Source organism: Aeromonas sp. QDB62 (assembly GCF_027705695.1).
GTDB classification, from domain to species: domain Bacteria; phylum Pseudomonadota; class Gammaproteobacteria; order Enterobacterales; family Aeromonadaceae; genus Aeromonas; species Aeromonas allosaccharophila.
Genome location: NZ_JAPDCD010000023.1, coordinates 37931 through 50472, shown reverse-complemented (window position 1 = coordinate 50472; position 12542 = coordinate 37931). Strand labels below are relative to the sequence as shown.

Annotated in this window: 9 protein-coding genes; 6 read left to right on the top strand and 3 right to left on the bottom strand. The window is 62.6% G+C overall.

Features of this window, described 5'->3' with window-relative positions; genetic code table 11:
• The first annotated feature begins 4 nt into the window (after positions 1-4).
• The 5 genes from OKC27_RS13025 (at position 5) to dtd (ending at position 5966) form a co-directional block, all read left to right on the top strand.
• Complete coding sequence (locus OKC27_RS13025; RefSeq protein WP_182938473.1) at positions 5-1438, top strand: DUF2867 domain-containing protein; 1434 nt, start codon at positions 5-7, stop codon at positions 1436-1438.
• 230 nt (positions 1439-1668) lie between these two features.
• Positions 1669-2895 (top strand): aromatic amino acid transporter, encoded by a 1227-nt coding sequence (locus tag OKC27_RS13020; RefSeq protein ID WP_182938472.1) that lies wholly within the window; start codon positions 1669-1671, stop codon positions 2893-2895.
• A 255-nt stretch (positions 2896-3150) separates the two neighbouring features.
• Positions 3151-4392: a malic enzyme-like NAD(P)-binding protein gene (locus OKC27_RS13015; protein WP_182938471.1), complete on the top strand. Its 1242-nt coding sequence runs from the start codon at positions 3151-3153 to the stop codon at positions 4390-4392.
• Positions 4393-4569: 177 nt separating this feature from the next.
• Complete coding sequence (locus OKC27_RS13010) at positions 4570-5442, top strand: virulence factor BrkB family protein (protein ID WP_182938470.1); 873 nt, start codon at positions 4570-4572, stop codon at positions 5440-5442.
• A gap of 86 nt (positions 5443-5528) precedes the next feature.
• Positions 5529-5966: a D-aminoacyl-tRNA deacylase gene (gene dtd, locus OKC27_RS13005; RefSeq protein WP_182938469.1), complete on the top strand. Its 438-nt coding sequence runs from the start codon at positions 5529-5531 to the stop codon at positions 5964-5966.
• On the opposite strand, the gene OKC27_RS13000 is transcribed toward dtd, so the two are convergent.
• Complete coding sequence (locus OKC27_RS13000; protein WP_182939808.1) at positions 5955-6635, bottom strand: spermidine synthase; 681 nt, start codon at positions 6633-6635, stop codon at positions 5955-5957. The genes dtd and OKC27_RS13000 overlap by 12 nt on opposite strands.
• A 289-nt stretch (positions 6636-6924) precedes the next feature.
• Here OKC27_RS13000 and OKC27_RS12995 point away from each other — a divergent pair, with 289 nt between their 5' ends.
• Positions 6925-7833 (top strand): bifunctional GNAT family N-acetyltransferase/hotdog fold thioesterase, encoded by a 909-nt coding sequence (locus tag OKC27_RS12995; protein WP_182938468.1) that lies wholly within the window; start codon positions 6925-6927, stop codon positions 7831-7833.
• A 54-nt stretch (positions 7834-7887) separates the two neighbouring features.
• Here OKC27_RS12995 and OKC27_RS12990 read toward each other — a convergent pair whose 3' ends face one another.
• Positions 7888-9987, bottom strand: a complete 2100-nt coding sequence (locus tag OKC27_RS12990; RefSeq protein WP_182938467.1) for an AsmA-like C-terminal region-containing protein — start codon at positions 9985-9987, stop codon at positions 7888-7890.
• Positions 9988-10354: 367 nt separating this feature from the next.
• Positions 10355-12424, bottom strand: a complete 2070-nt coding sequence (recG, locus tag OKC27_RS12985) for an ATP-dependent DNA helicase RecG (protein WP_182938466.1) — start codon at positions 12422-12424, stop codon at positions 10355-10357.
• Between the last annotated feature and the right edge of the window lie 118 nt (positions 12425-12542).

Below are 12542 nucleotides of genomic sequence, written 5' to 3'. Positions count from 1 at the left end.
GAGGATGAGAAATTGTTTGGTGATGGGGGCGGCGGGCTACATAGGCTCCTATCTGGTGCCCCACCTGCAAACCCTGGGCTACAGGGTAATTGCCGGGGCGCGCCGTCCCTGTCGCTTGCCGGAGGGGGGGGAGTTTCGCCTCGCCGACAGCCTCAAGCCCATCACCCTGCTGCCTGCGCTGGCGGGTATCGATACCGTCTTCTATCTGGTACACGCCATGGGGGCGGGTGCCGATTTTCACCGGCTGGAGCAGCAGGGGGTGAAGAATTTTGCCGCCGCCGCCCGCGCAGCCGGGGTGCGCCGTATCATCTATCTCGGAGCAATCCAGCCCGAACAGTGCAACAGCCGCCATCTCAACTCCCGCCGCCACTGTGGCGAGCTGTTTCGTGACTCTGGCGTGCCGACGGTGGAGCTGCGCGCCGGCATCATCATCGGCCCCGGCTCGGCGGCGTTCGAGGTGATGCGGGATCTGGTGTTCAACCTGCCGATGATGGTGACGCCGAAATGGGTGCGCTCGCGCACGCCCCCCATCGCGCTCTCCAACCTGCTGCACTATCTGGGCGGGCTGGTGGAAGCCGACGAGGTGGATGGCCGCATCTTCAATGCGGTTGGCCCAGAGCTGCTCAGCTACCAACAGCAGTTGCAGAAGTTCGCCGCCCATATCGGCAAGCGCTGCCCCATTATTCCCATCCCGTTTCTGAGCCCGCGCCTCTCCGCCTGGTGGCTGCAGTTTGTCACTTCGGTGCCGCAGCCGGTGGCCAAGGCGCTGGTGGGCGGTCTCAAGCACGATATTCCGGCCGATGACGGCCCGCTGCGGGCCCTGCTGCCGCAGACCTTGCTCAGCTTCGACGAGGCACTGGCGGAGAGTCTGGCGCTGGAGCAGAAGCTGGGGGCCGAACAGCAGGGACAGGAGACGCCGCTCGGCCTGCGCTGGCGCCATCCCGAATATGGCTTCTATGACCGCACCGCCAGCGGCGAGGCCATCTGTCTTGCCTCACCCGAGGTGGTGTGGCAGGTGTTGCAGCAGCTGGGGGGAGAGAAGCGTTACTTCTACATGAACGAGTTGTGGGTGGTACGCGAATGGATGGATCACCTGATCGGCGGCCCGGCCCGTACCCGGGGCCGCACCAATCCCGATCGCTTTGTGAAGGGGGATATGCTCGACTCCTGGCAGATCCTCGGGGTGGATGAGGGGCGCAGGCTCGATTTGCTGTTCAACATGAAGGCCCCCGGCGTCGGGCGGCTGGAGTTCAACATCCTGCCGGAGGAGTCTGGCCTGACCCGTATCCGGGTGACTGCCCACTGGCATCCGCAGGGCGCCTGGGGGCTGGCTTACTGGCTCGCCATGCTGCCGTTCCACCTCTTTATCTTTCAGGGGATGACCGAGGCGATCGCCAAAGAGGCAGAGGCAAGGGCCGGTATCCCCGTCATGGATTGAACGGGGCGGTCTGACCGTCCCCGTTGCCACACTTTCGCCGTTCACACCACAGCAAGGGGCGCCTTACCAGGGCGCCTTTTATGCCGATTTTATGCATAGGCGGCAAGACTCGTTCGAGGTGAAATCTTCGTTTTTCGCCCGATATGGGTGTGCGTCTTGTCGCAAAGACTGGCATCATGCCCTGCTATTTATGCAGTTCAGGTGTGTGACTAATTAATAAAGAAGGGATTATGAAGAAAAAACCGTCAATTTTGGGGGGCGCCTGCATCATCGCCAGCGTCTGTGTGGGAGCCGGCATGCTCGGTCTGCCGAGTTCGGGGGCGGGGGCCTGGACCCTCTGGTCGGTGCTGGCACTGACCGTCACCATGGTGATGATGACCCTCTCCGGCTGGATGCTGCTGGAATCCTTCCAGCACCACGACATGCGGGTCTCCTTCAATACCGTGACCCGCGAGCTGCTGGGAGAGAAGCTCAATCTCCTCAACAACCTCTCGGTCTACTTTGTTGGCGGCATTCTGCTCTACGCCTATATCACCTCCTCCGGTGCCATTTTGCAGGGGATACTGGGGATCGACAGCAAGCTCGCCTCCGTGCTGTTCGTGGCGCTCTTCTCGCTGGTGGTGTGGCACTCGACCCGCGCCGTTGACCGAATCTCTGTGGTGCTGATCGCCTTCATGATCCTCAGCTTCGCCCTCGGTGTGGCCGGTCTGCTCGGCAATATCAAGCTGCCGACCCTGCTCGATCTGGCGGGCAGCGAAAACCGCTATGCCCCCTATGCCATGGCGATGCTGCCGGTGGCGCTCACCTCGTTCGGCTATCACCACTCGGTCGCCTCCCTGCGTGCCTACTACCAGAACGAGCAGCAGGCCCGATGGGCCATTCTGGGGGGAACCCTGATCGCGCTGGCGCTCTACGTGCTCTGGCTGCTGGGGATCTTCGGTAACCTGCCCCGTCAGGATTTTGCCCCCGTGATTGCCAAGGGAGGTGACGTGAGCGTGCTGCTCTCCGCCCTCTCAGGTGTCATCGAGTCGGAGAAGGTGGCCAGCGCCATCAACGGCTTCTCCATGGCGGCGATTCTCTCCTCCTTTATCGGGGTGGGGCTCGGGGTGTTCGACTATCTGGCGGATCTGTTCAAGTTCGACAACAGCCGCGCCGGTCGCAGCAAGACCTGGGCGGTCACCTTCCTGCCGCCGCTGGTGCTTTCGCTGCTCTTCCCGTTCGGTTTCCTGCTGGCCATCGGTTATGCCGGTGCCGCCGCCACCATCTGGACCTGCATCATCCCGGCACTGCTGGTGTTGCGTACCCGGGCGCGGGCCGAGCGGGGCGAGGTGACTCCCCACTTCGTTACCCCAGGTGGCAAGCTGATGGCCTGGTTGCTGATCCTGTTCGGATTGGCGACCGCGCTGTTCCACTTCCTGTCGATGGCGGGTCTGTTGCCGGTCTATCTGGGCAACTGAGTACGCTCTACAGCACTGACAGAACAGGGCGGCAAGGCCAACTTGCCGCCCTTTTTGCTCCATTTTTACCCGACACAGCAGGATCTATAACTAAAGTGGTAGGTTTGGGTGGGGTAAGGTGCTGAAATAACTGGTCTGATCTGGTTTATGGCAGCATGATCTGCTGGGCATGCTCCCTGCTTTCTTTTATGATCCCCGCCCTTCTGCGTGCCCCCTGTCGGCACCTCATTTGCACCAACCACATCGGGGTCCCCCATGTCCGATCTGCGTCAAGAAGCACTCGATTACCACGCCCAGCCCGTACCGGGCAAAATTGCCATCGCCCTGACCAAACCCGCCGAGACCGCCCATGATCTGGCGCTGGCCTACAGCCCGGGTGTTGCCGAGCCGGTGCGCGAGATCGCCGCCAACCCGGCCGATGCCTACCGCTATACCGGCAAGGGCAATCTGGTGGCCGTCATCTCCAACGGCACCGCCATTCTGGGGCTGGGTAATCTGGGGCCGCTGGCCTCCAAGCCGGTGATGGAAGGCAAGGCCCTGCTGTTCAAGCGCTTCGCCGGTATCGACGCCATCGACATCGAGGTGAAGCACGAGACCAGCCAGCAGTTCATCGACACGGTAGCGGCCATCGCCGATACCTTCGGTGGCATCAATCTGGAAGATATCAAGGCGCCTGAGTGCTTCGAGATTGAAGAGGCGCTGATCGCGCGCTGCGACATTCCGGTATTCCACGATGACCAGCACGGCACCGCCATCGTCACCGCTGCCGGTCTGCTCAACGCGCTGGAAGTGCAGGGCAAGCTTATCAGCGACAGCCGCATCGTCTGCATGGGGGCGGGGGCTGCTGCTACTGCCTGCATGGAGTTGCTGATCAAGTGCGGTGCCAAGCCGCACAACATCTTCATGCTGGATCGTCAGGGGGTGATTCACACCGGCCGCAGCGATCTCAACAAGTACAAGCAGCGTTTCGCCAACGAGACCACGTTGCGCACCCTGATGGATGTCATCGAAGGGGCGGATGTGTTTGTCGGTGTTTCAGGCCCCGACGTGTTGCCCGCCGAAGCGGTCGCCCTGATGGCGCCCAATCCGGTGATCTTCGCCTGTTCCAACCCGGATCCGGAGATCAAGCCGGCGCTGGCCCACGGGGTGCGCAGCGACCTCATCATGGGCACCGGTCGCTCCGACTACCCGAACCAGATCAACAACGTGCTCTGCTTCCCCTTCATCTTCCGCGGTGCGCTTGATGCCCGCGCCAGCCGCATCAACGATGCCATGAAGATCGCCGCAGTTGAGGCAATCCGCAGTCTGGTGAAGGAGCCGGTGCCGGCTGAGGTGCTGACCGCCGCCGGGGTGAGCGAGCTCACCTTCGGCAAGGATTACGTCATTCCCAAGCCGATGGATGCCCGTCTGCTGCCACGGGTCGCCCGCGCCGTGGCGCTGGCGGCGGTCGCCTCCGGCGTTGCGCGCACCGAGCTGCCCGCGGACTACATGCTGTAATCCGGTGTTGCAAACGGCCCCTTTATCGGGGCCGTTTTTGTTGCTGCCTCCCGTGACTACCCAAGGCGCAGCCTGTACGGAAAATGGGCGGACATGGCGGCAATCTTGGCTCAAAGATGGTCAAACAGCGCTCCCCTCTGACACAATGGCTGCATGACGACGCTTACGAGAATCAAGATGCAGCAGCAAATCAGCGGCCGTTTGGCCCACGCCCTCTCCTTTGTGCGCCATGATGGTCGCCACTTCGCCCAGTTTGTCTGGGGCCGTTTCCAGCAGGACAGATTGACGGTCACCGCCGGTTATCTGGCCTATGTCACCCTGCTTTCGCTGGTGCCGATGATCGCCGTGGTGTTTGGCATGATGTCCACCTTTCCGGTGTTCCAGAGCCTCAAGCAGGAGATGGAGCAGTTCGTCTACCACAACTTCGTGCCGACCGCAGGAGACATGCTCAAGGAGTACATCGACGGCTTCGTCGCCAACGCGACCAACACCACAGCGGTGGGGATCGGGGCGCTGGTGGTGGTGGCGCTGATGCTGATCTCCGCCATCGACAAGAACCTCAACTACATCTGGCGCTCGACCCAGAGTCGCCCGCTGGCGCAGGCGTTCGCCATGTACTGGATGATCCTGACCCTGGGGCCCGTGCTGATCGGAGCCAGCATCGCCATCTCCTCCTACATCTTCTCGCTGCGGCTGTTTGGCGCCGAGAGCCTGTTCGGCATCGGTTATCTGCTGCTGCGCGGTTTGCCGTTCCTTTTCTCGGTGCTCACCTTCCTGCTGGTCTATACCGTGGTGCCCAACTGCAAGGTGCGGCTGATCCACGCCTTTATCGGCGCGCTGGTGGCGGCCACCCTGTTTGAGCTGGCCAAGCGCGGCTTTGCCATCTACATCACCAACTTCCCCTCCTATCAGGCCATCTATGGCGCGTTGGCGACCATCCCGATCCTGTTTGTCTGGGTTTACCTCAGCTGGCTGGTGGTGCTGCTGGGGGCTGAGACTACGGCTTGCCTCGGCGAATACGAGAAACCGGCCAGCGAAGAGTTGGGCTAAGCCATCGCCTTGGCCACCGGTTTATTGGTAGCATCGACGACCGCCCCTGTGAGGGGGCGGTCGTTCTGTTTTGAGAGGAGAGGGATGTGATTGCATTGATTCAGCGGGCCAGCGAGGCCAGCGTGACCGTCGAGGGCGAAGTGACTGGCGCCATCGGTCAGGGGCTGCTGGTGCTGCTCGGGGTGGAGCAGGGGGATGACGAAGCCAAGGCCGACAAGTTGCTGCACAAGGTGAGTGGATATCGGGTGTTCAGTGACGAGAACGGCAAGATGAACCTCAATGTCAGCCAGATCGGCGGCAGCCTGCTGGTGGTTTCCCAGTTCACGCTGGCGGCCGACACCAAGAGCGGGATGCGTCCCAGCTTCTCCTGCGGTGCCCACCCGAGCGAGGCCGAGCGGCTCTATGACTACTTTGTAGCGAAGGCTGCTGCCAGCGGCATCCCGACCGCAACCGGCCGCTTCGCCGCCGACATGAAGGTGGCGCTGGTCAATGACGGCCCGGTTACCTTCTGGCTACAGGTCTGAGGATGTCTGATCCCGCGGTATGACGTGGACAATCACGTTGATGAGCCCCGCGACCGGATAGGGGGTGGCGGGGCCAATCCACTGTTCTATCAGTGTCAGGGCGTGGGTTAGCTCAAGTTCGGTGCGCGGCAGCAGGTTGATGACCAGGGTGCCGCTGAGGCGGGGGGCCAGCGTCCGGTAGAGCCGCTCCTGAAACAGCAGCAGCGGGTTGCCATCCTGACTGAAGAGATCGAGCAGGATGAGGTCGTACTGCTGCTCGCTCTGCTCGAGAAAGGCGAGGGCATCGGCCTGATGGAGTGTCGGAACGGCTTGCCCATCGTGCGCCTGATGCTGGAAAAACTGCTGATAAACGGTCAGTACCTCTTCGTCGAGGTCAACGCACTCGTGGCGGGCCGAGGGCCAGCGCTGACTCAGATGGCGGGTGAGATCGCCGCCACCCAAACCCAGTTCGAGGATCCGGGTGGCCTGCTCCGGCAGCAGGCAGGCGATGACCCGCTGATGAGGCAGACAGAGGGTGGCGGGGTCGGCGAGCAACATGGCGGATTGCACCACGCCGTCTATCTCCAGCCAGCGGTGCTGGTCATTTTCCTGCACGGTGAGGCGGCGCTGGGGTTTGACGCTGAGGTGCAACAAGTGATCGGCTTGGTACGCTTGCAGATTGAAGTCCATGAATTTGCACGGCAAGATGGTTTCCGACCAGTGTAACTCAAGGATGAAACTATGTACCGGGTAGTCACCCCCCAAACGGCAGCCGAGCCGGGTACTTACTGCAAGCTGCGCTGGAAACGTCTGTGTAAGCCCTTCCATCTGCCCGTTGGCGCAAACTCAAGGATGAAACTATGTATCGGGTAGTCACCCCTCAGACAGCCGCCGAGCCGGGTACTTACAGCATGCTGCGCCGGGAACCTCTGCGAAAGCCCTTCCATCTGCCAGTCGGCGCAAACTCAAGGATCGCTTTATGTACAGGGTAGTTACTCCCCAAACGGCAGCCGAGCTGGATGCTTACTACCAGTTGCGCTGGGAACTTCTGCGTAAACCCTTCAATCTGCCGATTGGCTCCGAGCGGGACGAATACGACACCGTCGCCATTCACCGGCTGATGCTGGCACCTGACGGCACTCCCATCGCGGTGGGTCGCCTCTTTATCGGTGGTGACGAGGCGCAGATCCGCTTTATGGCGCTGCGGCCCGAATACCGCGGCCAGGGGCTGGGTGCCCAAATGGTGGAAGATCTCGAGCAGTTGGCCCGCAGCGAGAAGGTGAAACGGCTGGTGATGAACGCCCGTCAGGAGGCGGTGGAGTTCTATCGCAAGTGCGGCTTTCTCGAAGTGGGGGGCGGCCCCGTCTCCTTTGGTCGCATTCCCCATCGCCAGATGATCAAATCCCTGAGCCCGTTGCAGACCATCCAGTACCGGCCGGAGTGGTGTCAGGATCTCACCACCCGCTGGTCGCGCGGGGTGCCCATCAGCGAGAAGATGGGGATGCACATCAGCCACTACGACGGCCAGACCTTCCACCTCAAGGCCAATCTGGCGGCCAACTTCAACGTGCATGGCAGCATGTTCGCCGGCAGTGTCTACAGCCAGTGCGTGCTGGCGGGCTGGGGGCTGATCTGGCTGCAACTTAAAGAAGAGGGGCTGGTGGGCGAGCCGGTGCTGGCCGAGAGCACCATCAAATATCATGGCCCGGTCGATGAGGAGCCGGAGGCGCGGGTGGCTCGCGAGGGGATGCCTGCCGTGTTGCAGCCGCTCAAACGGGGTGAACCTGCCACCTTCAGCCTCAATATCCAGTTGTTCAGCGGTGGCAAGCTGGCGGCGGAGTTCTGCGGTCACTACGTGGTGCAGCCGCCCCGCCGTCCGGGCCAGTAACCGCGCCGTTTCTCCATCAAACAACAAGGCCTCATCATGAGGCCTTGTCTGTTTTTACCTTTGCTGGCTGTCGCTTGTCTGCCCGGCTTGGGTCTGCACTTGGGTTTGAGCTTTCGGCGCGGGAGCTGGTCGCCAGAGCGGGGCGCTGTTGCCTTGTGGCGGATAGCGTACACCCACTTCCCAGCCGCAGGCGTCCTGCTTTTGCGGGAAGCTCCATGCCAGCGTGGGTTCCGTCAGCGGCCCGCGCCACTGGCCGAGCAGCTCGGCACAGCGGTTGCCGTTGAGCACCCCCAGATCGAGCTGCCACTGCTCATTGACCAGATCGATCCCCCCTTGCAGCGCCAGCAGATGGGTGATGGTGGAAGCGCCAGCCTGCTCGATCTGCAGTTGCCCCTTGTCGATCTTGCCCTGCAACTTGATGCGGTAGAAGGGGGTGTCACCCTCCTGCATCGCCTGCCACAGCTGATCCGGTGTCAGGGTGGGTGGGGTCGCCCCCTTGAACCATTCATCCAGCAGCGGGTCTATCTTCACCTTGTCCCAGAACGGCTCGTCGGCATCGAGGGCAAAGTTGCCCTGCAGGGTCTGGCGCCACTCGCCCGCCGTTTTGCCGTGTTCGGCTTGCAGGTCGGCGCTCAGATCCGCCTTGCCGGCGAAGGAGACAGGGGAGTGAAGTATCTTGCCCCACTGCACCAGATCCAGCTTGGTTGCCTGCAGTTGCAGGCGGCTGCTCTGGCCCGGCTCGCGGCCCCACTGGCCACTCAGGCTGAGGGTGCCCTCATCCGGCAGCGAGCTGGTGAGCTTGCCCAGCTGCCACGAGCTGGGAGTCAGCTCCCCATCCAACTCGCCGTTGCGGGCGCTGAGGCCATCCCACACCAGCTCGAACCACTTGCTCTCGATGCGGGCACGGCCGAGCAGCGGGCCGGGCTGGTTATCGCGCAGGGCGAGATCGCTCAGATAGAGCTGCCAGCCGGTCAGCGACAGGGGCAGGGTATCGTCGAAGGAGAGCACCTTGAGCTTGTCGAACGCCAGCTTGCGGATATCGACCTGCTGCGGGCGCCAGCTCTGCCAATCCTGCCACCATCCCTGCGGCAGGCTGATATCCATGCCGCTCAGCGCCAGGTCTTTCAGGGTCAGCTTCTGCTGCTGGGTATCGAGGGCCAGATCCAGAGTGAATGCCCCCTCGTAGGCCTTGCCCTGCAGCTCTGCATCGATCTGCTGGGGTGAGAAGGCGAGCTTGCCCTTGATCTCCTCCAGCTGGAACAGGCCACGGCCCATGTCGCCAAGGGTGCCGCTCAGATAGCCGGTGGGCTGGCTGCCAGCCTGCCAGTTGAAGGCAGTGAGCTGGCCACTGAAGTTGTTGAAGGAGAGCTCCTGATTGATGTCGTTGAGGCTGATGCCGTCCAGCTGGCCGCGATCCAGCGACACGCTTTGCAACGGGAAGCCTTGCTGCGTCAGATCACCCAGCTCCACCCGCATACCGCGCGCCTTGAGGTCGTGCAGTTGCAGGGTGCGGGCGGGCCAGTCCAGTACCATGCCGGTCTCCAGCAGGCCGTCGAACAGGTTGGTCACCAGCTTGTCGCTACGCAGCACTTCCCCTTCCAGCCGTCCTTGCAGGTTGAGGCGGGCGAAGGTGAACTGCGGGGTCTCCAGCTGGCCGATATTGAGGCTCAGGTTGGCCTGTGGCTGCCGTTTCGGGTCGATCAGCTCCCAGTCGCTCAGGGTGGCGTTGAGGCCGCGCAGGGTCAGCTCGCTGCTCTCCAGACTGAGTCGGTCGATGGTGCTGTCGCTGATGGTGAGGGAGTGTACCGGCAGACTTGGTAGCTGGTTGGGCAGCGGCAGCTTGATGGCGGGGCGAATGAGATCGAGATGGGCGATGCGCACGTCGCGGCTCAGCCAGTCGATGCTCTCGATCTCCAGATAGATCTTGTCGAGGGAGACCGCATCGCCGTAGCGCACCTGCTCCGCCAGCAGGGTGTAGGGGTGAAGAGGATTGAACACCAGCCGCCCTATGGTGACCGGCACGCCGGTCTGCTGGCTGATCCAGTTGGCGATGGGGCCTTTGGCGCGCTCGGCGTCGAACAGGCCGAGGGCAACCCAGACAAACAGCAGCAGGAAGGCGAAGGTGTAGAGCAGGCCGCGTAGCCAGGAATTCATGGATGCTTTCCTCCTGTTTTGGGGTGTGTTGTCAGGCGTTTGAGTAGTGGTCTCGCAGACCGAGCCCGCGCCGTATCAAGGGTTCGACATGGCTCGGGTGCCTATCCATGAGGACATGTGTCCATCTTCTGCATCTACCTCGATCAGGCATTGGAATAGTGATCCCGTAAGCCAAGCCAGCGCCGTATCAAGGGTTCGACATGGCTCGGGTGTCTATCCATGAGGACATGTGTCCATCTTCTGCATCTGCCTCGATCAGGCATTGGAATAGTGATCCCGTAAGCCGAGCCAGCGCCGTATCAAGGGTTCGACATGGTTTGGATGACTATCCATCAGGCAATGTGCCCATCTTCTGCATCTACCTCGATCAGGCATTGGAATAGTGATCCCGTAAGCCGAGCCAGCGCCGTATCAAGGGTTCGACATGACTCGGATGCCTATCCATAAGGAAGCGCGCCATTTTTTGCACCTGCGGAATAAGCGGCTGATCCCGTACCAGGTCGGCGATCTTGAGATCGGCCAGACCGGTCTGGCGAGTGCCGAGCAGTTCCCCCGGGCCGCGCAGTTCCAGATCGCGCTGGGCGATGAGGAAGCCGTCGTTGGTCTCCCGCAGCACCCCGAGTCGGCTCTGGGCCGTCTTGGACAAGGGGGCATGATAGAGCAGCACGCAGTGAGAGGCCACCGCCCCCCGGCCAACCCGACCGCGCAACTGGTGCAACTGCGCCAGCCCCAGTCGCTCAGGGTTCTCGATGATCATCAGGCTGGCGTTGGGCACATCCACCCCCACCTCGATGACAGTGGTGGCGACCAGCAGTTGCAGTATGCCTGCCTTGAACTCCTCCATCACCCGCTGTTTCTCGACCGGACGCATCCGGCCGTGCACCAGCCCGATATGCAGGCCGGGCAGCAGGTTCTGCAGCTCGGCGGCGGTATCCTCGGCGGCCTGACACTCCAGCACCTCCGACTCCTCGATCAGGGTGCAGACCCAGTAGGCCTGCTTGCCCTCGGTGCAGGCGAGCTTGACCCGCTCGATCACATCGCCGCGACGGCTGTCGGGCAGCGCGACTGTGGTGATGGGGGTTCGGCCCGGCGGCAGCTCGTCGATGACCGAGGTGTCGAGATCGGCATAGGCGGTCATCGCCAGGGTGCGGGGGATCGGGGTGGCGGTCATGATCAACTGATGGGGATGTACCCCCTCCCGCTCCCCTTTCTCGCGCAGGGCGAGCCGCTGATGCACCCCGAATCTGTGCTGTTCGTCGATGATGACCAAGGCGAGGCGCTGGAACACCACCTGCTCCTGAAAGATGGCGTGGGTGCCCACCACCATCTTGACGCTGCCATCGGCGATGGCGGCCAGCGCCTCTTCCCGCGCCTTGCCTTTCTGCTTGCCCGCCAGCCAGCCGACTCCGATGCCTAGCGGCTCCAGCCACTTGGCGAAGTTGATGGCGTGCTGTTCCGCCAGCAGCTCGGTCGGTGCCATCAGCCCCACCTGACAGCCGTTGCCGATGGCTTGCAGGGCGGTGAGCGCCGCGACCAGCGTCTTGCCGGAACCCACATCCCCCTGCACCAGCCGCATCATGGGGTGGCTCTGTTGCAGATCCTTACCTATCTCGGCCACCACCCGGCTCTGGGCGCCGGTCGGTTTGAACGGCAGGGCACCGAGCAGCTGTTCGACCAGTTCGGGCGCCGGTTTGAGGGCTCGAGCCAGCTGGGTTTGCGCCTGAGCGCGCACCTTGAGTACCGAGAGGTTGTGGGCCAGCAGCTCTTCCAGTACCAGTCGCTGCTGGGCCGGATGCTGACCGCTTTCCAGCAGCGGCAGGGCCACCGAGGGGGGCGGGCGGTGCAGCAGTTTCAAGGCGGCGGCCAGTTCAATCTGGTGGGGATAGAGGCCGGCGGGCAGCAGCTCTTCGACGCCGTAGAGGTCGAGCTGGGCCAGCGCCTGATCGGTGAGGTTGCGCAGGGTGAGCTGGCGCAGCCCTTCGGTAGTCGGGTAGACGGGGGTGAGCGCCTCTTCGGTCTGGCCGGCTTGCTCCTCGCCGAGCAGCTTGTACTCGGGGTGGGCCATCTCCAGCCCGTATTTGCCGGGGCGCACCTCGCCAAAGCAGCGGATCAGGCGGCCCGCCGCCAGACTGTTTTTCTGGGCGGCGGTGAAGTTGAAGAAGCGCAGGGTGAGGGTGCCGGTACCATCGCTGATGCGACAGACCATCATGCGGCGGCGCCCCATCACCAGCTGAGTGTCTTGGATTTCGCCCTCGACGGCGCCATGCAGCCCGGGCGGCAGATCGCCGATGGGCCACACCTGGGTGCGGTCCTCGTAGCGCAGGGGGAGGTGGAACAGCAGATCCTGTACCGTGGCCAGCCCCAGCCGCTCGAGCTTCTCCAGCATCTTGCTGCCAACACCCTTGAGGCTATCGAGAGGAATTTTATCCAATTTCATCAATTAGATGCCCGAAAACACTGTAAATATGTCCAGATGATAGGGGTTGTTGAGGGGCCGATGCAAGCCGAGTTGCTGCTGGCAGGGCCGCCAACGCGGGAGAAACGGCGGATATAAC

Excerpts from the sequence above, each read along its gene's own strand:
- OKC27_RS13025 (WP_182938473.1), top strand. The coding sequence starts at position 5 with ATGAGAAATTGTTTGGTGATGGGGGCGGCGGGCTACATAGGCTCCTAT.
- OKC27_RS13020 (WP_182938472.1), top strand. The coding sequence starts at position 1,669 with ATGAAGAAAAAACCGTCAATTTTGGGGGGCGCCTGCATCATCGCCAGC.
- OKC27_RS13015 (WP_182938471.1), top strand. The coding sequence starts at position 3,151 with ATGTCCGATCTGCGTCAAGAAGCACTCGATTACCACGCCCAGCCCGTA.
- OKC27_RS13010 (WP_182938470.1), top strand. The coding sequence starts at position 4,570 with ATGCAGCAGCAAATCAGCGGCCGTTTGGCCCACGCCCTCTCCTTTGTG.
- OKC27_RS13000 (WP_182939808.1), bottom strand. The coding sequence starts at position 6,635 with ATGGACTTCAATCTGCAAGCGTACCAAGCCGATCACTTGTTGCACCTC.
- OKC27_RS12995 (WP_182938468.1), top strand. The coding sequence starts at position 6,925 with ATGTACAGGGTAGTTACTCCCCAAACGGCAGCCGAGCTGGATGCTTAC.
- OKC27_RS12990 (WP_182938467.1), bottom strand. The coding sequence starts at position 9,987 with ATGAATTCCTGGCTACGCGGCCTGCTCTACACCTTCGCCTTCCTGCTG.
- recG (WP_182938466.1), bottom strand. The coding sequence starts at position 12,424 with ATGAAATTGGATAAAATTCCTCTCGATAGCCTCAAGGGTGTTGGCAGC.